Annotated in this window: 15 protein-coding genes, 1 tRNA gene and 1 pseudogene; 16 read left to right on the top strand and 1 reads right to left on the bottom strand. The window is 50.9% G+C overall.

From position 1 onward, the window contains the following. The first annotated feature begins 334 nt into the window (after positions 1–334). Positions 335–411 (top strand) — tRNA-Arg (locus ACQY6F_RS05265). A 75-nt stretch (positions 412–486) separates the two neighbouring features. On the opposite strand, the gene ACQY6F_RS05270 is transcribed toward ACQY6F_RS05265, so the two are convergent. Next, entirely contained in the window at positions 487–897 is a 411-nt protein-coding gene (locus ACQY6F_RS05270) for a hypothetical protein (protein ID WP_428772730.1), read from the bottom strand. A gap of 616 nt (positions 898–1,513) precedes the next feature. Between ACQY6F_RS05270 and fdhF the strand changes: the two genes are divergently transcribed. The 15 genes and pseudogenes from fdhF to ACQY6F_RS05345 all read left to right on the top strand — a co-directional run. Next, positions 1,514–5,698 carry a formate dehydrogenase subunit alpha gene (gene fdhF, locus ACQY6F_RS05275; protein WP_428772731.1) on the top strand — a complete coding sequence of 1,395 codons (4,185 nt, stop codon included), beginning with the start codon at positions 1,514–1,516 and terminating at the stop codon, positions 5,696–5,698. Between the two features lie 462 nt (positions 5,699–6,160). Then, positions 6,161–9,562, top strand: coding sequence for a thrombospondin type 3 repeat-containing protein (locus tag ACQY6F_RS05280; RefSeq protein WP_428772732.1), 3,402 nt, complete (start codon positions 6,161–6,163; stop codon positions 9,560–9,562). Between the two features lie 183 nt (positions 9,563–9,745). Then, positions 9,746–10,711: a CDF family Co(II)/Ni(II) efflux transporter DmeF gene (gene dmeF / locus ACQY6F_RS05285; RefSeq protein WP_428772733.1), complete on the top strand. Its 966-nt coding sequence runs from the start codon at positions 9,746–9,748 to the stop codon at positions 10,709–10,711. Further along, positions 10,708–11,127: a MarR family winged helix-turn-helix transcriptional regulator gene (locus ACQY6F_RS05290; RefSeq protein ID WP_428772735.1), complete on the top strand. Its 420-nt coding sequence runs from the start codon at positions 10,708–10,710 to the stop codon at positions 11,125–11,127. Before dmeF ends, ACQY6F_RS05290 begins: the two co-directional genes overlap by 4 nt. Before the next feature lie 358 nt (positions 11,128–11,485). Then, positions 11,486–12,961: a protein adenylyltransferase SelO gene (locus ACQY6F_RS05295; protein ID WP_428772736.1), complete on the top strand. Its 1,476-nt coding sequence runs from the start codon at positions 11,486–11,488 to the stop codon at positions 12,959–12,961. Between the two features lie 119 nt (positions 12,962–13,080). Continuing rightward, positions 13,081–13,809, top strand: a complete 729-nt coding sequence (locus ACQY6F_RS05300) for a response regulator (RefSeq protein ID WP_428772737.1) — start codon at positions 13,081–13,083, stop codon at positions 13,807–13,809. A gap of 2 nt (positions 13,810–13,811) precedes the next feature. Continuing rightward, positions 13,812–15,257 carry an ATP-binding protein gene (locus ACQY6F_RS05305; protein WP_428772739.1) on the top strand — a complete coding sequence of 482 codons (1,446 nt, stop codon included), beginning with the start codon at positions 13,812–13,814 and terminating at the stop codon, positions 15,255–15,257. A 142-nt stretch (positions 15,258–15,399) separates the two neighbouring features. After that, on the top strand, positions 15,400–16,647 hold the full coding sequence (locus ACQY6F_RS05310) for an ABC transporter substrate-binding protein (protein ID WP_428772741.1): 1,248 nt from the start codon (positions 15,400–15,402) through the stop codon (positions 16,645–16,647). A gap of 90 nt (positions 16,648–16,737) precedes the next feature. Further along, on the top strand, positions 16,738–17,661 hold the full coding sequence (locus ACQY6F_RS05315) for a carbohydrate ABC transporter permease (RefSeq protein WP_428772743.1): 924 nt from the start codon (positions 16,738–16,740) through the stop codon (positions 17,659–17,661). Beyond that, a complete protein-coding gene (locus ACQY6F_RS05320; RefSeq protein WP_428772744.1) occupies positions 17,658–18,515 on the top strand; it encodes a carbohydrate ABC transporter permease in 858 nt (285 codons plus the stop codon). The genes ACQY6F_RS05315 and ACQY6F_RS05320 overlap by 4 nt, the downstream gene beginning before the upstream one ends. A gap of 5 nt (positions 18,516–18,520) precedes the next feature. Further along, complete coding sequence (locus tag ACQY6F_RS05325; protein WP_428772746.1) at positions 18,521–19,636, top strand: ABC transporter ATP-binding protein; 1,116 nt, start codon at positions 18,521–18,523, stop codon at positions 19,634–19,636. A 261-nt stretch (positions 19,637–19,897) separates the two neighbouring features. Continuing rightward, positions 19,898–21,058, top strand: a complete 1,161-nt coding sequence (locus ACQY6F_RS05330; protein WP_428772748.1) for a S8 family serine peptidase — start codon at positions 19,898–19,900, stop codon at positions 21,056–21,058. A 226-nt stretch (positions 21,059–21,284) separates the two neighbouring features. Continuing rightward, on the top strand, positions 21,285–22,283 hold the full coding sequence (locus ACQY6F_RS05335) for a TRAP transporter substrate-binding protein (protein WP_428772750.1): 999 nt from the start codon (positions 21,285–21,287) through the stop codon (positions 22,281–22,283). A gap of 88 nt (positions 22,284–22,371) precedes the next feature. Then, the gene (locus ACQY6F_RS05340; protein ID WP_428772752.1) at positions 22,372–23,043 is read left to right on the top strand and encodes a TRAP transporter small permease; all 672 of its coding nucleotides are present in this window, start codon (positions 22,372–22,374) and stop codon (positions 23,041–23,043) included. Positions 23,044–23,121: 78 nt separating this feature from the next. Then, positions 23,122–24,286: pseudogene (locus tag ACQY6F_RS05345) on the top strand (TRAP transporter large permease); the annotation flags it as partial.

The raw sequence follows: 24,286 nt of genomic DNA on the forward strand, positions 1-24,286 counted from the left end.
GAATGCACAACGGAATGGCAAAAAAGGGATTATGTACAAAGGGCAATGTGCCAATACCGAGTTTGAAGATGTCGCTGTTACAGAATGGAAGAAAGCGTACAATCAAAAACTTATGCTCGAGTCAATCATGCACCATTAATTTTGAAGCGACAGCATTACAGGTTTAATCTTCTACAGTATCCCCGGGCGTTGTACGTTACGGGGTTACTTTTATCTGCCAGTTATTAGCGCTGTAACTCACTGTTTAACTAATCACCACTTACCCGCAAAGCAGTTGAAAGCCCAGGCACAGTCCTGTACGATTCATCCCTCGTGACTGTGCTTACGTTACAAAGCGCCCTTAGCTCAGTTGGATAGAGCACGTGCCTTCTAAGCATGTGGTCACAGGTTCGAATCCTGTAGGGCGCGCCATTATTTAAAGCCGTAGCAGGTGAAAGCTTGCTACGGCTTTCTCGTTTGTTGGCAGATCAACTTTGAGTGATGCGCTTAGTAACACTCTTCCAGAATCCTAAGAATGTCATCTGCGTTCAGCTGTTTGTAGCCATTGCCAAATATGATGGTGGAGTTAGTAATATCTGGCAGCATCTCTTCGGTAGCGCCCAGCTGTTTAATAGAAGTAACAATACCGCACTCTTTGGTGAACGCTTCCAGCGCTTCCAGCGCATCCAGACCAATTTCGTCTTTGCTCTTACCATCCGGTGAAATACCCCATATTTCAGTGGCGAAGCGAACAAATTTGTCCAGGCCGAATGAGTAGATCATCCGGTAGTACGGCAGTGAAACCGCAGCCAGTCCCATACCGTGCGCACAGTCAGTGTAAGCACCGATCTGGTGTTCGATCATGTGTACCTGCCAGTCCATCTGGTGCGACATAGTGTCGAATACACCACTGACCATCTGCTATGGCGTGCGGTCAACAGACGAGATGCTGGCGACGACTACACAAAAATATCAGGCGAGTTTCCATTCACTCATCCGATACATTCACTCATTCGATACATTTACTCATCTAATAATAGGGGCCATATAAATACAGCCGAATGAGAGAGTTAACTAAATAGAAATAAACACTACGCCGTTATTTGTCGAAGCCATTCATAAAAGCAAAAGGAAATGCATTTTTGACCTATAAATTGTAACGGGCCATTACTTATATATTTAGTCTCTATATGTTTTCTTTAACCAACTCAGGATGATAATAGATATATTAAAATCAATAATGAGAATTACACGCAATACCTTTTCTGTTGCTTGTGATGTTAAACGCTAGTTGGTGTAGGCGTTAATGATAACATTTTGTTTTATATATTCATTTGTTTTGTTATTTGAATTCGGGTGAAGTTTGAATGTTGTTCTTGTTTGGTAAGTTCGATTGGTTGAATATTTTTGGTTAGTTAATGACTTGTCAATAATATTTTGGATATGTAATCCAGTACCCAGTTTAATGTTTGAATTCGGTTTAAAGTGATATTTATCCCCAGCTTTCTCATCATAAAAATAACGGAAGGTTGTAATGTCACCATTAAATGACCAATCAACGATTAAGATCACCATCGATGAGCAGGTTTACAGTGCCGATAACTCTCTGTCATTACTAGATATCGCAACGCTAGAGCAGATCGAAATCCCCTCACTGTGTGGACTGAATAAAAGTGGCGAAAAAGTCCCTTGTGACTTGTGTGTAGTTGAAATTGCAGGTCAGGGTATCCAACGCGCTTGTGAAACCACTGCGGCCGAAGGAATGGCAATCACCACTCAGTCTGCTGAACTGAGCCAGCGACGCCAGCAAGCTCTGAGCCGTATTCTCTCGGACCACTACGCCGATTGTCAGGCGCCATGCCAGACTGCCTGTCCGGCTGGTGTCGATGTGCAGTCTTACCTGTTCCATATCGCGCAAAACGACCATCACAAAGCGGTTGAAGTGATCAAGCGTACCTTGCCTTTGCCTTTGTCCATTGGTCGCGTTTGCCCGGCATTCTGCGAAACAGAATGCCGCCGTGGCCTGGTCGAAGAACCGGTCGCTATCCGACAGCTAAAACGCCACGCTGCGGATATCGATCTAGAGGCTCAGGAGAGCTATGTGCCGCCGAAAAAAGCGGCCAAAGGCAAGTCAGTGGCGATCATCGGTAGCGGCCCGGGCGGGTTAACCTGTGGCTATTACCTGACTAATGAAGGTTACGATGTCACGGTATTTGAATCGATGCCTAAAGCCGGTGGCTGGTTACGTTATGGCATTCCGGAATATCGGTTGCCGAAAAACATTCTGGATCGGGAAATCGACCTTATCTGTACCAACGGGATGCAAATCCATACCGACACTAAACTCGGTGAAGATTTTACCCTGACCGATCTAACCCAGCAGTTTGATGCCGTTTGCCTGGCGATAGGCGCCTCGCAGGCGGTAGAGATGGAATATCCGGGCAGTGACTTAGACGGCTGTTACCTCGGTGTCGATTATCTGAAAGATTATGTCACCGATCGCCACTACACCACCGGCCAGAAAGTGGCTGTGATCGGCGGTGGTAACACGGCGATTGACTGCGCCCGTACCGCGGTACGCGACGGTGCTGACACCACCCTGATATATCGTCGTACCCGCGATGAAATGCCAGCGGAAGATTATGAAATCCTGGAAGCGGAACACGAAGGCGTTAAATTCCACTTCCTGACTAACCCGGTAGAAAACCTGGCCGATGCCAACGGCCGGGTGAGTGAAATTAAGCTGGAAAAAATGGCCTTGGGCGAACCGGATGCCTCCGGCCGCTGCCGACCTGAACCGACCGGTGAATTCTTCACCGAAGCGTTTGATACCGTGATTTCCGCCGTCTCACAAAAGCCGGATGTCAGTTTCCTGGAAAAAGAGACCATAGAGCTACCGATTTCTCGCTGGTTAACCCAACAGTCTGATGACAACACTATGCACTCCGGGGTGGAAAATATCTTCAGTATCGGTGATTTTCGTCGTGGCCCGGCGACGGCGATTGAAGCTGTGGCGGATGGCCGGGTAGCGGCAGAAGCGATCGACCGCTTCTTTAACGGCACCATGGAACACATCCCGGTTAAACCGTTTAATTCGCAAAAAGAACGCCAGTTGAAACAGGTGGCTCCTGAACAGTATCAAACGTTGCAGAAAGCGGTAAGGGCGGTAATGCCAGAATTGTCCACTGAGCAGCGTGAGCTCAGCTTTGCTGAAGTGGAAACCGGATTCAACAATCTTGAAGCCATCCGCGAGGCGGAGCGCTGTCTGGAGTGTGGTTGTCAGGCCAATACCGATTGCCAACTGCGTGATTACGCCACCGAATATCAGGTGTCATCTGACGACCTGTTCCAGCCGGACAGACAGAAATTTGCCGTTGACAGCAGCTCGGAATTTATCGTGTTTGACGCCAACCGCTGTATTAGCTGTGGCCAGTGTGTCCAGGCGTGTAACGAGCAGGGTGTCCATGGTGTGTTGAGCTTTATGAAAAACCCTGACGGCAGCAGTGCCAACCGACCAGAGTGCCGGCCCGGGTTTGACGGCGGCGCCAATATGGGTGATTCCAACTGCGTGCAGTGTGGCGCCTGTGTGCAGGTCTGCCCGGTTGGTGCGCTGGTGGATGCCCGCGATAAATCCCAGGGTCGAATCGAGATGCTTAAACCGGTCAATACCATCTGTACCTACTGTGGTGTCGGCTGCAACCTCACCATGTATGTCAACGAGCAGAACAACCAGATCAAGTATGTACAAGGGGTGAACGACTCACCGGTGAACCAGGGCATGCTGTGTGTTAAAGGCCGGTTTGGTTTTGATTTTATTAGCAGCCCCGAGCGTTTGACCACACCGCTGATCCGCAAAGGTGGCCAGTTACAACCGGCCAGCTGGCAGGAAGCGATCCAGCTTGTCGCCGATAAATTTGCTGGCATCAAGCAAGCTCATGGTGGTGATGCTTTGGCAGGGTTTTCTTCGGCGAAAACCACCAATGAAGATAACTACGCGTTCCAGAAGTTCATCCGGCGGGAGCTGGGCACCAACAACGTCGATCACTGCGCGCGCTTGTGTCACGCATCAACAGTCACCGGTCTGGAAGCGTCGCTGGGCAGCGGGGCAATGACCAATGATATTCCGAGTATTCGTCATTCTGATCTGATTTTTATCATTGGCTCAGATACCACCGCAGCCCATCCGATTATTGCTTCCCATATCAAGCAGGTGCTCCGTTCCGGTCAGGCCCGTTTGATTGTGGCCGACCCCAAACGGGTTGATATCGCTGACCATGCCCAGCTGTACGTTGCCCATCGGCCGGGAACCGATGTGATGCTGCTAAACGGTATTATGCAGCAGATCATCAAAAATGGCTGGCACAACAGCGACTATATCGACGAACGGGTCGACGGGTTTGAAGAGCTGAAAGCCGAAGTGATGCGCGACGCTTACAGCCCTGACAAAGTTGAACTGGTCACCGGCGTACCCGCTGCGCAACTCATTGAGATGGCGCAAATGATTGGCACTGCATCGCGCACTGCGGTCTACTATTCGATGGGGATCACCCAGCACACCACCGGCCATGACAATGTCCGTTCGATTGCCAACCTGCAGTTGCTGTGCGGCAACATCGGCATTGAAGGCGGGGGCATTAACCCGCTGCGCGGCCAGTCTAACGTGCAGGGTGCCTGTGATATGGGCGCGTTGCCAAACAACTATCCGGGTTATCAGAAAGTCTACCATCCGCAAGTGCAGGCCAAATTTGCTCAGGCATGGAATAAACCAGATTTGTCCACCGAGTCCGGTTTAACCCTGACAGAAATTATCGATGCGGCCTGCCACGGCGGGGTGAAAGGCTTGTATGTGATGGGTGAAAACCCGGTATTGAGCGACCCGAATCAATCTCACGTGATCGAAGCGCTGGAGACCCTCGATTTTCTGGTGGTACAGGATATCTTCCTGACTGAAACCGCGCAGTATGCCGATGTGGTGTTGCCATCCTGTTCGTTTGCCGAGAAGAGCGGCCACTTCACCAATACTGAGCGTCGGGTGCAAAGGTTAAATCCTGCGGTACAGCCCCCTGGAGAAGCCAAAGAGGACTGGTGGATCATCCAGCAGATTGCGCTGGCAATGGGCAGTGACTGGCAGTACCAATCCGTTCGGGATATTACGGCTGAACTTACCACTGTCACCCCGCAGTACGCTGGCATTAGCTGGGATCGAGTGGGCCGAACCGGCCTGCAGTGGCCGTGCCGGGATCAGGACCATCCGGGTACCCGGGTGATGCATCAGCAGCAGTTTATTCGCGGTAAAGCGGAGATGGTGGCGGTGGAGTTTAGCTATGCTGCCGAGCTGCCTGATGAAGACTACCCGCTGGTACTGACGACCGGTCGACTGCTGGAGCAGTTCCACACCGGCACCATGACCCGCAAGACTAAAGGGCTGGATAACCTGGCCGGGCCAAGGGTGATGATGTCTGTGGTCGATGCCGAGCGGCTGGGAATTGGTAACAGTGAACTGGTGCGTGTTGCGACCCGGCGTGGGGTGATAGAGACACCGGCATTTGTCACCAAGCGAATGCAGCCGGGGGTGATATTTGTGCCGTTCCACTTTGTAGAGTCGCCGGCCAACCGTCTGACCAATACCGCCACTGATCCAGAGGCCAAAATTCCGGAATTTAAAGTCGCTGCGGCCAGAGTGGAGAAAATTGTGCAAAAAGAACAAGTACCGGCGTAATCCAATCTAACTGGATACTTGTCTCTAATCAGGCGTTAGCGGGAGCGATCTTGCTAACGCCTTTTTTCATCGAACAGCTAACAAATCTACACCTATCGAACCGTAGCGGCAGAGAAAAACCACAATATGGATAAACATCGGTGAATCTTTGGTTACCAGACACAAACTCGTTACAAACTTCACAAATCCGATTTTTCAATTCATTGGCAAATTCTTTCTTTGCAAGATTGCAAACTATCTCATAGATCACGTATGTCGTGTGAAAAGTCCATTTATAACAATTGTTTTTCTGAAGCTAGCTGTGGTTTTGTGTCAATTGACACTGATCCGGTATCACACCTTGCCCTGCAATAAGAATGTAAGTTGCAGAATTGTTAATAACCACTTGTCCTATACTCGTGCTCGCACTTATGTGTGCGCTCTGTTGTATACGTAGAATTCATTAATTGGTTAGGGATAATTATGCAAAAAAATACCCTCGCGATCGCACTGGGACTGACTGCCAGTGTGTCATTAATCGGCTGTGGTGGTGACAGTACCGACTCACCGACCACGACACCGAACAAAACCTATAGCGTTAAAGCGATAGACGGCTACTTAAATGGCGCTCAGGTCTGGCTGGACTTAAACGGTAACTTTAAGTTGGACGATGGTGAGCCCTCGGCAACTTCAGGAGCAGGCGGTCGTGCCACCCTGAACGTCAACGATGTAGATGACCCGGCCAGTTTCTCAGTCGTAGTACGGGCGATAAAAGGCCAGACCGTAGACGAAGACACCGGCAATCTGGTGGCGTCAAATTTTGTGATGTCTGCGCCGGCTGGCCAGCAGAATGTGACGCCGCTTTCGACGCTGGTGCATGTCAAACTCGCTAGCGATTCCACTTTAACCCTGGAAGAAGCGGTGACTTCGGTTGCCACTCAATTGGGTATTGACCAGCAAGCGGTGCTGAGCGACTACAAGCAGGAAGAAAACAGCCAGGCATCGTTTGGTGCCCGTAACCTGGTGTCTTCCGGCAGTTTGCCTGAAACACCAGAAGCGCTGGAAACCGCCGCCAATGATACCGATGGCACCAATGAACTGCTGGATAATGCAGAAGCTATCAGCGCGACCATCAAACAAATTATCGAAGATCCGGAACAACAAGGTGACTTAGATAGCATCGTCATCAATAAATCCGGCGAGCCTGATTCTGATTCGGATGGCGATGGCGTTGCCGATGCGGATGACTTTGCACCGGATGATAATACTGAGTGGGTCGATTCCGACCAAGATGGCATCGGCGATAACGCGGACAAGGATGATGATAACGATGGCGTGCTCGACGACGATGACGCGTTTCCGTTTGATGCCACTGAGACCATAGATACCGATCAAGATGGCATCGGTAACAATGCTGACAGCGATGATGACAATGATGGCGTTGCGGATGACGATGATGCATTCCCGTTAGATAAAACGGAGTCAGTAGACACCGACGGCGATAAAATCGGCAACAACGCCGACACCGATGACGATGGTGACGGCACGCCAGATGTTGATGATGCGTTCCCGCTGGACGACAGCGAAGATACCGATACTGATGGCGACGGTACCGGCAATAACGCTGACACTGATGACGATGGTGATGGCGTAGAAGATGACAGTGATGTTGATCCGCTCGATCCGGAAGTGAGTCTACCGGATAACGCGGCAACCATTAACTTCTTAACCGGCAATGCCACCCTGTACAGTTTTAATTTTGATGAAAATGACGGTGTGAAGAGCCTGTATCAGGAAACCTTTACCGCCAACGGTGATGTAACCACGTTAAGCAAAATAGAGCGAATTCGGGCCGATAAAGTGGGCATTTCATTGCCACTGGATGTAATTGAAGATATTCAGCTTGGTGACAGTGGCTGGGAAGAAACGGGCACCATCTACAGTTATAGTGTTGCCAATCATATCATTAAGGCTTACCCAAATGACTTGCCGCAACGGACTTATACCTTAAGCGGTGTGGTTGTGGATCTGGCGGGCAAACTTATCTCGGAATCCGGGTTGGAGTGGCAAAGTTTCACAGACGAGCAGGCGACATTCCCACAAGGGGCGAAGCTTGCCAAATTCAATGCAACGCCAGATCGGGACCACTACACGCTGTGGAAAGAGTGGCGGCCCTGGGTTTACCGAGGCGGTGTTGAAAACGATACGCTAGGGGCGACAACGTTAGATGAGCTGATCACCAACAGCAGTATCGGCAGCAATGGCTCCGCAAGTGCATTAGTCGGCGTGTCAGTCGGTTGGGACGCGGCGGTGGAGTTGGTGAGTGACCATACGGCCAACTATTACACTATGGACTGGACCAATGACAAAGCTGTGCTGGTGGCCAGTGCTAGCTGGAGTCGCCAAACCGTCAACGGCGAAGATATTCTGCGTTACACCGTTCCTGAAACTGCGATTAATCAGTGGGGTGAAAAGTTTGACAATGAAAATTCGTCAATGATCCTCAGTGCTTACCAAGGTCAGGTGTACTTTGGCAATTACGAGCAGCAAGGGCAGTTAATTACTGACGATTCGCTGGTGCTGCTCAATATGACGGCAAGAGACACAATCCTCTCTGCAGTTGAGCTGACCGTGAGTCAATGTGACTTCAGTGATAAGGACTCCAACGCGACGATGAGCGATTTCACCAGCGCCATTGCGGTTTGTGGCGGCTCTTCAGCTATCACTGCCGAGATGGTGGCGGGACAAACCTTCCACCGGGTTCGCGGTGATGGCAGCACGCGTGACTATTACTTCAATCCAAACGGTGAATTGGTGGTGACAAAGGGCGATGGTTCCAGCTACAGCCAACAGTGGTCGATCACTAACGGTCAGGTGTTGATAGAAGAAACCGATCCTACAACCGGGGACTTCATTAAGTGGTACTGGGCGTTATTGGATAAAGACGACTCTGACTGGTCGTTGAAGTTCTTTGAGCAGGAGAAATTTGAAGGCGTCGAAAGCTCGATTGTCTGGTCAGATACAGTGAGCTTGTCTTCAGAGTGTCTGTTCCCCGAAGCCATGGGTAAAACGGTTGATGATTTCAAAAATCAGGTGGCAGATTATGCCGCTTGTAACGACAACTTCGAGCCTATGCTCGCTCAGAACGTCGAAGGATCTGCGCCATTTCGGGTTAACAGCCGTGGTGAAACTCGGGCGTATTACTTTGCTGCTGATGGGACGGTCAGTTACTACCGCAATGGGGTAGAGAATCGCCTGAATTGGGAGGTGGATGCCGAAGGCTTACTGACGTTGTCCACGCAGGGCTACTATGAAACGTGGGCTTTGCTATCTGAATCTGGCGGTAACTTGTCAATAGGTCGTTTCGATTCAGATACCGGAGAGATTTGGGTTGCCCATATGGTGGAAACCGAACAGTGGCCTATGCCTGCGGAATGTACTGTCAATGAAACCGAGTGGGATGATGTCAACGAAAGACCGGTCAGCTACGGTTACCTGGCAGAGTTTGAGCAGGCGGTATCGCAATGCCAATCAGATTCAGGCAGCAAGGCGAAATTCTCGACCGACTTCTTCGACCAACTGTCAGTGACTCTCCTCGGTCAAGGCGACGATACCGAAGAGTATACGCTTAATGCAGATGGAAGTGGCAGTTATTCGGATGGTGAGGCAAGCTACCCGACCACCTGGACCGTCAATGATGCAACCGGTGTGCTGACCTTCATTCTGCAAGATGGCGGAACCACATGGAAGGACAGATTTGCCATTGTTGATACTGACGGGGTGAGCTTCTCCATCAAAGCCATGTCTCAGTCCACTGAGTGGGATGGAGTCAGTGATACGTCCGGCGCGGATATCTGGAGTGCTCGGTTCACGATATCTGACTAACCAGTTAATTGAATCGAATTAGTGACTAGCAAACCCCCCGTGCGCAAGCCGGGGGTTTTTACTACACGCAAGTGTTTGACGACGTTTAAAGGCGATTAACACTCTGAATCGCAGCGTATTTAATTGACTTTAATGCACCGGTTAATTAAATTTGAAAGTCAAATAGTTTGATGGTCAAACAAAATGGGCAGCCAAGATCGATTTTCCACTTCACACCACCACCAGTTTGCATCTCACAACCAACAGGGTGCCCGAAGGACACTGTACGTTTTCTGGTTGACCTTAATTGCCATGGTGGCTGAAATTATCTCAGGAACCATTTTTGGTTCTATGGCTCTGCTGGCCGATGGTTGGCATATGGGCACTCACGCTGCGGCGTTCTGTATTACTCTGTTTGCCTACCACTACCAGAAAAAACACGCCGACAATGACCGCTTTTCGTTTGGCACCGGCAAAGTCAGTGTGCTCGGTGGCTACACCAGCGCAATAGCGCTGGGGATTGTCGCCCTGATGATGATGGTAGAGTCGGTGGACCGGCTATTTAACCCACACGTAATTCATTTCAACGAGGCGATTCTGGTTGCCGTAGTTGGCCTACTTGTCAATCTGCTCAGCGTGTATCTGCTCGGTGACCACCATCATGACCACGACCACTCACATCATGATCATGGCCACCACTCGCACCACCACCATTCTCACCAAGTCGGTCACGATCATCACCATGGCCATCATCATGACCACAATTTACGCGCCGCGTACCTGCATGTGCTGGCAGACACCTTAACCTCAGTACTGGCCATCGTGGCGTTGTTGTTCGGTAAGTTTTACGGCTGGAACTGGCTTGATGCAGTGATGGGCATTGTTGGCGCGCTGGTGATCAGTAAATGGACCGCAGGTTTGATCCGTCAGACCAGCCCGGTGCTACTGGACGAAAGTATCGACCAGGATTATCGCCGCCAGATTGAACAGGCGCTGGCGCCAGACGCAATCGTGACAGATATGCATATCTGGAAAATCAGCGGTAATCATTATTCGGCCGCGATTACCATTGAATCCAGTAGTGACAAGAGCACCGCTGAGTATAAACAGCTGCTGGCGCAGTTTGACAAGATCAGCCATTTGACGCTGGAGGTTCACCCGACGTTATGAATCATTACCTAACTACGCTTAATCAGTCACTGACCGAGTTCTACGACAAGATGTCTTCCTGGGAACAGTCGGTAGTCAAAGAGACCGGCTACTCGCTGGCGCAGACCCATACGGTGGAAGTGCTGGGCAATCACGGTGCGATGCGGATGAAAGAGCTGGCGGAAAAACTGGCCATCACCACCGGTACTCTAACGGTGCAAATCGACAAACTGGTTAACGCTGGGCTGATCGAACGCTGCCCACATCCAGAAGACAGGCGAGCTATCGTGGTCGCGTTAACAGAACAGGGTGAAGCGCTGCATCGCCAGCATAATCAGCTGCATCTGGAGCTTGTGGCTGAACTCACCCGCAACATTCAACCGGCGCAGCTCAATGTGTTGATTGATTGCCTGGATAAGATCAACCAGGAGTTTTAAGCGTAATTTAGTTGAGCTAAGGCAACTCAAGCGACACTGTCACAAAAATTTAATCTGCCAGCATGTTGAGATTGGTTAAAAATTTCATCATATTGTAATTAAGATGTAACATTCACAGGAGGTGACCGATGCAGCATCAAGAAATGATCCAACCCACTCAACTTGGCGTTATCAGCCGGACTTGCATTTTTGCTCTGGTCGCCTTGGTGGCGGTTTTTGCACTAATCTAAATTCTTCTTATATTCCAACTGAGCTAACAACGGAGTAACCACTTACTTATATTGTGGTTATTCTTCGTTTGGACCTCGCGAAAAGCTGTGCTAGTTTGCCATATAGAGCAACAGTAAATGGAATGTCTATGTCTGTTTGGCAACAGGTGCAATTCACCCGCCGGTTTGCGGCCCTTCCGGATAGTTTTTATACCCCGATTAACCCACAACCGTTAAAAAACAGCCACTGGGTGATCTGGAATCGTTTGCTGGCGGACCAGTTCGGTTTCCCAGAAGATGCGGTGCAGGATATTGAGCTGCAACGTGCATTTTCCGGGGAGCAGCTACCGGATTGTTTCTCCCCGCTGGCGATGAAATACGCCGGGCACCAGTTTGGCGTCTACAACCCCGATCTCGGTGACGGTCGCGGCCTGCTGCTGGCTGAAATGGTGGATAAAAACGGTACCCACTTTGACCTGCATCTGAAGGGGGCCGGGCTGACGCCCTATTCACGGATGGGGGATGGCCGAGCCGTGCTGCGCTCGACGATTCGCGAATATTTGTGTAGCGAAGCCATGGCGGGACTGGGCATTCCGACTACCCGTGCGCTGGGGATGATGGTCAGCGATACTCCGGTTTACCGGGAGAAAACCGAGCGGGGCGCACTGCTGCTCAGGTTAGCCCGTACTCACATCCGCTTTGGCCATTTTGAACATTTCTTTTATACCAACCAACCTGAGCAACTGACGCTGCTGGCGGATAAAGTGATCGACTGGTACTGGCCGGAATGCCGCCAGCAGCCGAAGCCTTATCTGGCGATGTTTGCCAATATTGTCGAAGCGACGGCGAAGATGATCGCCATGTGGCAGGCATACGGTTTCGCCCACGGGGTGATGAATACTGACAATATGTCGATCCTGGGCGACACCTTTGATTACGGTCCGTTTGCGTTCCTGGATGATTATCAACCCGGCTATATCTGCAACCATTCTGACTATCAGGGCCGCTATGCGTTTGACCGCCAGCCAGGGATCGCACTGTGGAATCTGTCGGCACTGGCTCATGCGTTATCGCCACTGATAGACAAAGCCGATCTGGAAACCCAGCTGGACAGCTACCAGGGCCAGCTGAACCAGCATTTTAGTTACTGGATGCGACGCAAAGTGGGTCTGGTCTCCAGCCAGCCAGGTGACCCGGAGCTGTTCAACGATCTATTCCAGCTATTGGCCAACAATCAGGTCGATTACAGCCGTTTCTTCCGACAGTTGTCTGAACTGGACCGTCAGCCGGCTCAAACGGTGGTGGATCTGGTGCTGGACCGTGAAGCCGCGGCACAGTGGCTGGAGCGCTATCTGCAGCGCTGTAAGACCGAGCTGGACCAGGATAACCAACCGCTGACAGCCAGCGCGCGTTGCCAATCAATGCGTCAGGTTAACCCCAAATATGTGCTGCGCAATTATCTGGCACAACTGGCCATCGACAAGGCGGAACAGGGGGATTACAGTGAAGTGGAACGATTAGCGACGGCGCTGCGCCATCCATACCAGGATCAACCCCAGTTTGAAGACTACGCCCGGTTGCCGCCAGAATGGGGCAAAGGCATGGAAATCAGCTGTTCGTCTTAATATTTTATTATTTGTGATCTCGTACGATATCCGGGTCAAATTTTATATAAATATCAATAATCACGACGATGGCGAATCAGTAGAATATGTAAATTAGATGTAAATTTTGGATGCATTGGATGCAATATCGTAGCCGAATTTTAGTTGTCGATGATGATCAGGAAATTCGCGAATTACTGGACGAATATTTAACCAAATCCGGGTTTGATGTGGTAGCGGTTGGCGACGGCGAAGGGCTGAAGTTATCGCTACAGGATGCCGGTTACCCTGACATGATCCTGCTGGATGTGATGCTGCCTGGTGAGGATGGTTTTGCCCTCTGTCAGCAGATCCGCAAGCAGTCCAGTGTGCCTATCATCATGCTCACCGCCGTGTCTGATGATACCGATCAGATCATCGGTCTTGAGATCGGTGCCGACGACTACATCGCCAAACCGTTTAATCCACGCCAGTTGGTGGCACGGGTTAAAGCGGTATTGCGCCGGGTGCAGATCCAAAATGAACAACCGGCTGATGTGCTGCCTAAACAGATCACCTTTGGTGACTGGCGACTGGATACCCTGGCACACCGGATAACCCACCTGGAAACCCACCAGGAGCATGACCTGTCCGGCAGCGATTTCGCCTTGCTGATGCTGTTTCTCTCCCGGCCAAATGAAGTGCTGGATCGGGATACCATCTCCTTTGCCACCCGAGGCCGGGAAGCGTTGCCGTTCGAGCGGGGCATAGACGTTCAGTTGAGCCGGCTGCGGCAACGTCTGGGCGATAGCGCCAAGTTTCCGCAATACATTAAGACCCTGCGCGGCAATGGCTACATCCTGGCCGTACCCGTTCACACTGAGCTGTAACTATGAGCTGGCTGAAACGCCTGAAACCCAATTCGCTGGTAACCCGAACGTTGGGCCTGACGTTATTGGCGGTGATCCTGGCGCAGGGGATTGCTACCTCTATCTGGTATACCCAATCCAAGCAGAAAGAGCTGGAAGGTATTCAGTCGGCCTCTGAGAGTATGGCCAACATGTTTGCCTCCACAGTGACGTTTTTTCAGTCGCTGCCGATGAGTTATCGCCATATCGTGCTGGACCAGATCCGCAATATGGGCGGTACACGTTTTTTCGTCTCCTTCAACCGCGAAAAACTGCAGGTAGATCCGATTGCCGATACCCGGTTAAAAGTGGCTTCGGTTTCGGCAGTCAAGCGGGTTTTGGCCAGTAAGCTGAATAAAGTCAGCAGTGTGTCGGTGGACTTTTCCCGCCCGGAAAATCTGCGCCTGCTTAAAAATGATATTTTCCTGCACGACCTGCCGAAATCCTGGGCTTATCACACCCTGACCCTGCAACCGATCGACCCGCCGGTGATGGTGGTGCAAATTGAGCTTGGCAACAATGAGTGGCTCTATATCGCCGCGCTGTTGCCCGCACCTTATGTCAACCTGGACGATACCTTGCTGGCCAAAGATCAGGTGATGTTTCTGATCTTCTCCACCAGTTTACTGCTGCTGCTGACCTATCTGCTGATGCGCCGCCAGGTACGACCGCTGAAGAACCTGGCCAAAGCGGCCAATGAAATGAGCATGGATATCAAACAGGTGCCATTGCAGGAGGAAGGGGCGAGTGAACTTATCACCGCAACCCGTGCTTTCAACCGGATGCAGCAGCGTATTCGCCGCTATGTCGCTGATCGTGAGCATCTGTTTTCAGCCATTTCCCACGACTTAAAAACGCCGATTACCCGGCTAAGGCTCCGGGCAGAACTGCTCGAGAGCGATGTCAAACGGGCCAAATTCAACCAGGATCTGGATGAGCTGGAGATGATGGTCAAAGGGGCACTGCAGTGTGTTAAAGACACCGATCTGCATGAGAACAATGCCTATGTTGATCTCAATACGATGATAGAAACCATCATTGAGCAGTATAACTACCAGCAGCAGCGGGTGACATTCACGCCTTTAACTATGGAGCCGATCGTCGCTAAACCCCTGGCCATCAAGCGGGTGCTGACCAACCTGATCGAAAATGCCGTTAAATACGGTTTGCAGGCTGAAGTGACCCTAGAGGAAAGCGCCGACTGGATTACCGTCACTATCATTGACCAGGGTCCGGGCATTCCGGATGACAAGTTAGAAGCGGTATTTGAACCCTATTTTCGTCTGGCGAAGGATGATAAAGGCCATGGCTTAGGGCTTGGAATCTGCCGCAATATTCTCCACGGACATGGCGGAGATCTCATTATCAGCAATCAGCCCGGAGCGGGTCTGAAGGCGCAAGTCTTTATCCCACCTAGCCTGGAAGTTTAATGTAACAGCTATGTTACGTTCCGGTTACGGTTTGTTTCAATAACTTTAAATCGTTTAGGTAGACTGAATTGGAATCGAGCAAAAAAGCTTGAGCTGGGGCGGTCAGCTGCCCTGTGTCTAATCCAATACATGGAAGATAACAATGAAAATGAAGAAAACCCTACTTACCCTGTCTTTGATGTCTGCTGCCACTTTTGCGCAAGCGGGCGAAGTTGAAGTGCTTCACTGGTGGACCTCCGGTGGTGAAGCGAAATCAGCGGCTGTTCTGAAAGATATGCTGGAACAAGAAGGCCACACCTGGAAAGATTTCGCGGTAGCCGGTGGTGGCGGTGAAAGTGCCATGACGGTACTGAAAACCCGTGCTGTGTCAGGTAACCCGCCGTCAGCGGCGCAGATCAAAGGTCACGATATTCAGGAGTGGGGTGGACTTGGTTTCCTGACGTCGCTGGAGTCGACGGCTAAGAAAGACAACTGGGATGGCATCCTGCCTTCAGTGGTCACTAAGGTCATGAAATGGAACGGCGACTACGTTGCAGTACCGGTTAACGTTCACCGGGTAAACTGGGTGTGGGCTAACCCTGAAGTGCTGAAAAAATCAGGCGTAACGCTGCCAACTACTCTGGATGAATTCTTTGTTGCCGCAGACAAGATCAAAGCGGCGGGCTTTATTCCTCTGGCACACGGTGGCCAGCCTTGGCAGGACGCAACTGTATTTGAAGCCGTTGCTCTGGACGTACTGGGCAGCGCAGACTACAACAAAGCCTTTGTTGACCTGGATATGGACGTGCTGGGCGGCGACAAGATGGTCGAAGTGTTCACCAAGTTTAAGAAGATGCACGACTACATCGATTCGAACTCTCCAGGCCGTGACTGGAACGTAGCGACCTCTATGGTGATCAATGGTGACGCCGCGATGCAGATCATGGGTGACTGGGCCAAAGGTGAATTTGCGGCCGCAGGTAAAGTACCAGGTAAAGATTACATCTGTGCACCGGCGCCAGGTACCAATGGCCAGTTCACTTTCAATATCGACAGCTTTGCCTTCTTCGAGCTGAGCAACGCAGCGAACCAGAAAGCGCAGCAAGACCTGGCTCACACCATCCTGACCAAAGAGTTCCAGGAAGTGTTCAACCTGAACAAAGGTTCTATTCCGGTACGTCTGGATATGGACATGTCCGCGTTTGACCAGTGTGCTCTGGACTCAATGGCCACCTTTAAAGCCAGTGCGAAAACCGGTGACCTGGTGCCAAGTATGGCACACGGCCTGGCCACCACCAGCTACGCACAAGGCGCCATCTATGACGTAGTGACCAACTTCTTCAACGATAAGAACGCGGATCCAAAACAAGCGGCGGCAAAACTGGCGAAAGCGGTTAAAGCGGCAATCTAATAATCAGTTACGTCACTTCCGTGGGCCGGATGATTTTTCGGCCCCTTTACCCCGGAGTGGGCTCCGGGGTTTTTTAAGCAAGGAATCGTTATGGAGCATGTTTTGACCGGGTCAAAGAGCAAGCCTGCACCTAAGCCAAGTTTTGCCGATAGGCTGCAACACTGGCTGCCAAAAATTGTGCTTGCCCCGACTATGTTGGTCACTGTGGTGTGCATATATGGCTATATCTTCTGGACCGCCGCGTTATCTCTGACCAACTCGCGCTTTTTACCCAGCTTCAATTTCGTCGGTTTTACCCAGTACGAAAAACTGATGGAAAATGATCGCTGGATCACCTCAATTACTAACCTGGGCATTTTCGGTCTGCTGTTTATGTTGATCGCTATCGTCCTGGGAGTGGGGCTGGCCATACTGCTGGATCAGAATATCCGTCAGGAAGGGGCCATCCGTACTATCTATCTTTACCCGATGGCACTGTCGTTCATTGTCACCGGTACAGCATGGAAATGGATTCTTAACCCGGGTCTGGGGATAGAGAAACTGATGCGGGACTGGGGATTCACCGATTTCCAATTTGACTGGCTGGTCAACTCAGACATGGCAGTCTATACGCTGGTTATTGCAGCGGTCTGGCAGTCGTCGGGTTTTGTCATGGCGATGTTCCTGGCCGGGTTACGTGGTATCGACCAGTCGATCATCAAGGCGGCTCAGATTGATGGCGCAAACCTGCCGACCATCTACTGGAAAATCATTCTGCCTTGTCTGCGCCCGGTATTTTTCAGTGCCGTGATTATTACCTCGCACATTGCGATTAAGAGCTTTGACCTGGTGACCGCGATGACCGCTGGAGGCCCGGGCTACGCCTCTGATTTACCAGCACTATTTATGTATGCACACTCCTTTACCCGTGGCCAGATCGGTCTGGGTGCGGCCAGTGCCATGATGATGTTAGCGGGTATCCTGGCCATCTTAGTGCCGTATCTTTACTCTGAATTACGGGAGAAAAAATCATGAGCGGTAACATGAATTTTGCCCGGCTGTTTCTCTACAGCGCGCTGGTTTTCTTCTGCCTGGTCTACCTGATGCCACTGTTTGTCATGGTGATCACTTCATTTAAATCGCTGCCAGACATTAAAGCTGGCAACCTGATGAGCCTGCCGACGGAGTGGGTCACCGATGCCTGGTACAAAGCCTGGGACAGCGCCTGTACCGGCGTGGCCTGTGACGGGGTAAAAGGCTATTTCTGGAACTCGTTCCAGATGGTGATCCCGGCGGTGGCTATCTCAACTTTGCTCGGCGCCTTCAACGGCTACGTAGTCACTAAATGGCAGTTCCGTGGGTCAAACCTGTTTTTCAGCCTGTTGCTGTTTGGCTGTTTCATTCCATTCCAGGTCATTCTGCTGCCGATGGCCGCTGTCCTGGGTAAGCTGGGACTGGCCAACACCACCACAGGTCTGGTGACGGTACACGTTATCTACGGCATGGCGTTTACCACCCTGTTCTTCCGTAACTTCTATATCAGCATTCCGGATGAACTGGTCAAAGCGGCCAAGCTGGACGGTGCCGGGTTCTTTACCATCTTCTTTAAGATCCTGTTGCCGCTGTCTACCCCGATCATCATGGTGACGGTGATCTGGCAGTTTACCGCCATCTGGAATGACTTCCTGTTCGGTGTGGTCTACTCCGGCTCGGATACCCAGCCAATTACCGTCGCTCTGAATAACCTGGTCAATACCAGTACCGGGGTGAAAGAGTACAACGTCGATATGGCCGCCGCCATTATCGCCGCGCTGCCAACGCTTATCGTCTATGTCTTGGCCGGCAAATATTTTGTCCGTGGTTTAACAGCGGGATCAGTAAAAGGATAATTAACATGGCAACACTAGAACTCAAACAGATCCGCAAAACCTACCCTAAAGCGGACCAGGAAACCCTGAAAGGGATTGATATCAGTATCGACTCTGGCGAATTTCTGATTTTGGTCGGCCCGTCGGGCTGCGGAAAATCTACCCTGATGAATACCATCGCCGGGTTAGAAGGCATCAGCTCGGGCGAGATCGTTATCGACGGTACCGATGTCTCCAGTGTTGAGCCAAAAGACAGAGACATCGCCATGGTGTTCCAGTCTTACGCTCTGTATCCGAATATGACCGTACACGGCAACATCGCCTTCGGTCTGAAAATTCGCAAAATGCCCGAACAGGAGATTGAAGCGGAAGTACAACGGGTGGCGAAAATGTTGCAAATCGACCATCTACTGGACCGCAAACCGTCTCAGCTATCGGGTGGTCAGCGTCAGCGTGTCGCTATGGGTCGCGCGTTAGCGCGCCGACCTAAGCTGTACCTGTTCGATGAACCACTGTCTAACCTGGACGCCAAACTGCGGGTTGAAATGCGTCACCAGATCAAACGTCTGCATCAGCAGCTCAACACTACTATTGTCTATGTGACCCACGACCAGATTGAAGCCATGACCCTGGCTGACCGGATCGCGGTGATGAAAGACGGTGAACTACAGCAACTGGGTACACCGAAGGAGATCTACAACAAGCCGAACAACATGTTTGTGGCCGGCTTTATGGGCTCACCTTCGATGAACTTCATCAAAACCATGGTCGACCTGGACGATAATGACCAGCCGGTGATCAAGGTCACCGGAGGTGACAATCAGCAGCACGATATCCGCCTGCCGGCGTCGATGCGTTCGCAGGATGGTAAACAGATCGTGATCGGTCTGCGTCCTGAGCACATCACTGAATCACCGAATCCGGAAGCGGGCGCCAGCAGTCAGCTGAACCTGCAGCTGGAGGTGTTAGAGCCGACCGGTCCGGACGTTATTGCCATGATTAAGGTCAATGGCCAGGAAGTGGCATGTCGTCTGTCTCCGGAATTCGACGTGCAGGTAGGCCAGGTGGTACCGCTCCATTTCGATCTGTCTAAAGCAGTATTTTTCGACGCTGATACCGAGCAGCGCATCGATATTCTTTAATTCGGTTTAGGCGCGCTCTCAAAAGTTGTTGTAACGATGTGGGGTTGTTATGACGGGTAATTACGGGGGAGAATCAAGTGAAGTTTGCCACTTGGTCAGAGAGCGCGCCTTATTTCCTGGCCATTTTCCACCTAAGTGACCAGGCGACTCAAGCCACTACATCCCGGTGCTCAACCTTCCTGTTACTAGCACACCTTACCAAAATGACTTAAATAACGTGTCTATACTTAGTGATAATTTAACCACTAACAAGGACGAGTTATGAGGGGTTTATCAGTTACTATTACCGCGTCGCTGACTCTACTGTCAGGCAGCGCATTGGCCGTGGTCGGCAACCCTGCCGATTTGAGTAATCAGTATATTGTCGTGCTGCACAGCGATGTGTCGCAGGACAAAATCAATCAAATCAGTCAGGCGGTAAGACAAGCTAATGGTAAAATCGGTCACCGCTACACCACCGCCATTAAAGGCTTTTCCGTCACTTTGCCAGCTCAGGCACTGAAAAGCTTACAACAACGTTTTTCCGACATCGACTATGTTGAGCCCGATATGGCGGTTTTCGCCATGCCCCGCAACAACAAGCCAGACAAACCGAGCGGGGGCAATCAGAGCGGTTCGGAGCCTCCTCAGGTCGTGCCCTGGGGCATTGACCATGTTGGCGGCCCCATGGCTTTTTCCAGCAATACCGCATGGATAATTGATACTGGTATTGACCTTAACAATGCAGACTTAAATGTGGATGCTAAACGAGGTGCCAACTTTGCCCACGGTAAATACACATTACAGGACGGCAATGGCCACGGTACCCATGTAGCAGGCACCATAGCCGCGATTGACAATAGTAGTGGTGTGGTTGGGGTCGCCCCAGGTACCGCTGTCGTGCCGGTTCGGGTACTGGATAATACCGGCAGCGGTTCGATTTCCGGCGTCATTGCCGGGGTAGATTGGGTGCTAGAAAATGGTGAAAGCGGCGATTGTGCCAATCTTAGCCTCGGCGCCAAAGGTTATTCTCAGTCTTTAGAACAGTCGATTAAAGCAGCTGCCGCTAAAGGAATAAATTTCTCCATTGCGGCAGGTAACTCTACAGACGATGCTTCCCTGTATACTCCGGCATCGGTGCAAGGGGACAATATCTATACCGTTTCAGCAATCGATATTAACAATACCTTTGCCTGGTTTTCTAATTTTGGTGCCAAGCAGGCCCACGATGGCTATGCGCAGGGAGAGCCGGTGGATTACGCCGCACCTGGGGTCAATATTGAATCTACTAAGGTGGGCGGCGGCACGGTGACCTACAACGGTACCTCGATGGCGGCGCCGCATGTATGTGGTTTGCTGCTGGCGACCGGTGGTCAGCTAAATAGTGCCGGGATTGCGTCACAGGACCCGGATGGTGTGGCCGATCCGGTTGCTCACCGGTGATCTTAATAGGCGGGAACTGACACATTTGGTGGTTTTAAATGGGTGGGGAACCACCCATTTTCTATATTTCCGCAGTTGTTGCGTAGCAATTTTTTAACATTATGCTTCTGTAACTGTCTAATAGTTAATGGATTTATCTTTTATTTAACAACTTGGCTCGGTTGTTGCTCTTTTAGCGTATCGGCCCCATTGAACGGGGGCTGAACACCTAACAAGGAGAATTATAATGTTAAAGCCTCTTACTCTACTCTCTGTCTCTGCGCTTGCACTAGCCAGTTTTAATGCTGCCGCCAACTGTGATCCAGGCGAGATGGTTATTAAATTCAGTCACGTAACCAATACCGACAAGCACCCGAAAGGGATTGCCGCATCACTGCTGGAAAAGCGCGTGAATGAAGAGATGAATGGCAAAGCGTGTATGCAGGTGTTCCCGAACTCGACCCTGTATGATGACGACAAAGTATTGGAAGCGATGCTGAACGGAGACGTGCAACTGGCAGCGCCATCACTGTCTAAGTTCGAGAAATTTACTAAGAAGTTCCGACTGTTTGACCTGCCTTTCCTGTTTGAAGATGTGGAAGCCGTTGACCGTTTCCAAAACTCTGAAGCAGGTGAAAAAATGAAAACGGCTATGAAGCGTCGTGGTGTTGTCGGTCTGCAGTTCTGGCACAACGGTATGAAACAGATGTCCGCAAGCAAACCTTTGATTCATCCTTCTGATGCGAAAGGTCTGAAATTCCGTGTACAGCCTTCCGATGTATTGGTGGCCCAGTTTGAGCAACTTGGCGCTAACCCACAGAAGATGTCATTTGCCGAGGTTTACGGTGGTCTGCAAACCAAAGTTATCGATGGTCAGGAAAATACCTGGTCAAACATCTACGGTAAAAAATTCTTCGAAGTTCAGGACGGTATCACTGAAACCAACCACGGCATCCTGGACTACCTGGTGGTGACATCGACCGAATGGTGGGACGGCCTGCCAGCAGACATTCGTGACCAGTTCGCTACTATCCTGAAAGAAGTGACCGAAACACGTAATGCTGAATCCAGCAAAGTTGAGACGATGAACAAGCAGTACGTCATCGAAGCGGGTGGTGTAGTACGTACTCTGACGCCTGAGCAACGTCAGGAATGGGTGGATGCACTGAAACCGGTTTGGAAGAAGTTTGAGAAAGATGTTGGATCTGATCTGATTGAAGCGGCTCTGGCTTCCAACAAAATGTAATTAGACCTGGCCTCATACCGAAGGTGTGAGGCTACTTCTCTGTATCACTATTAAAACTATAACTATTACTCTTAGAGCGAAGTATCACATGGAACAGTCATTCTTATCTAAAGTCGGCCAATACACCGACAAAGTGGAGGAGACGCTTATCGCCTTTTTCCTCGGGGCGATGACGCTGCTCACCTTTGTTAACGTGATCATGCGTTATATCTTTAACGATAATATTCTCTGGGCACTTGAGCTGACGGTGTTTATGTTCGCCTGGATGGTGCTGGTCGGGGCATCTTATGGCGTAAAAAAACACTTTCATATCGGTGTAGACGTGGTGATCAACCTGGCACCGGAAAAGCTACGAAAGGTGTATGCGCTGGTTGCGGTTAGTTGCTGTCTGGCCTTCTCCATTTTGTTGTTGATTGGTTCATGGAATTACTGGTATCCGTTTGCGACCACCCGTGCCTGGTATGAAACTGACGATATCCCGATGCCGGATATGCTGCAGTTTTTAGCTGACTGGCTCAACGAAGGGGAGCAGTATGAAAAATTGCCGCGCTTTATCCCCTATATGGCGCTGCCAATCGGCATGGCCCTCCTAACGCTACGCTTTGCACAACTCGCCTATCAGATTGCGATTGGCAAACTGGATCGCATGATTGCCAGTCACGAAGCGGAAGAAGACCTGGAAGCTCTGAATCTCAACCCATCCGACATCGATGATGTTATGGGCGGTAAGCACAAAAACAATAACGGCAAGGAGAGCTAAACCGTGGCGACATTATTTCTATTTATCATGGTAATCGGCTTTATGCTAATTGGTGTGCCGATTGCCGTCTCTCTGGGTTTGTCGAGCATACTGTTCCTGCTCATCCACTCGGATGCCTCGCTGGCTTCAGTAGCACAGACATTGTTTAACGCGTTCGCCGGACACTATACCCTGTTGGCCATCCCATTCTTTATCCTGGCGTCCAGCTTTATGTCTACCGGTGGTGTAGCCAAACGTATCATCCGTTTTGCTGTGGCGATTGTCGGCTGGTTCCCGGGCGGGCTGGCCATGTCTTCGGTGGTGGCCTGTATGATGTTTGCGGCCTTGTCGGGCTCCTCTCCGGCGACCGTGGTTGCTATCGGTAGTATTGTTATCGCTGCGATGGTGAAAAATGGCTACACCAAAGAGTTCGCAGCCGGGGTTATCTGTAACGCCGGTACTTTGGGCATCCTGATTCCACCATCAATAGTGATGGTGGTGTATGCGGCTGCGACCGATGTGTCGGTAGGTCGTATGTTCCTCGGTGGGGTAATTCCTGGTTTGCTGGCTGGTCTGATGCTGATGATCGCGATTTACATCGCGGCTAGGATCAAAAAACTGCCTAAACAGCCATTTGTTGGCTGGAAAGAAGTGTTTGGCGCAGCCCGCGATGCGAGTTGGGGTCTACTGCTGGTGGTGATTATTTTAGGCGGTATCTACGGCGGTATCTTTACCCCGACCGAAGCGGCGGCCGTTGCGGCGGTTTACGCATTTTTCATTGCCAATTTTGTTTACCGTGATATGGGCCCGTTTGCCGATAAAAGCAACTCGTCACCAGCTCCGGTGAAAGTACTGCATGCGTTTTGCCACAAAGATACTCAGCACACATTGTTTGAAGCGGGTAAGCTGACCATTATGCTGCTGTTTATCATTGCCAACGCACTGATCCTGAAACACGTGCTGACCGAAGAACGCATTCCGCAGATGATTACCGAATCGATGCTGTCAGCGGGACTTGGCCCAATTACCTTCCTGATTGTGGTGAACGTGCTGCTGCTGATCGGTGGTCAGTTTATGGAGCCGTCTGGCTTGCTGATCATCGTTGCACCACTGGTATTCCCGATTGCCATCGCTCTGGGTATTGACCCGATTCACCTGGGTATCATCATGGTGGTCAACATGGAGATAGGTATGATAACGCCGCCGGTGGGGCTCAACCTGTTTGTTACCGCTGGTGTGGCGAAAATGTCGATGCTCGATGTGG

Source organism: Vibrio sp. (assembly GCF_050299255.1).
Taxonomy (GTDB): Bacteria; Pseudomonadota; Gammaproteobacteria; order Enterobacterales; family Vibrionaceae; genus Vibrio.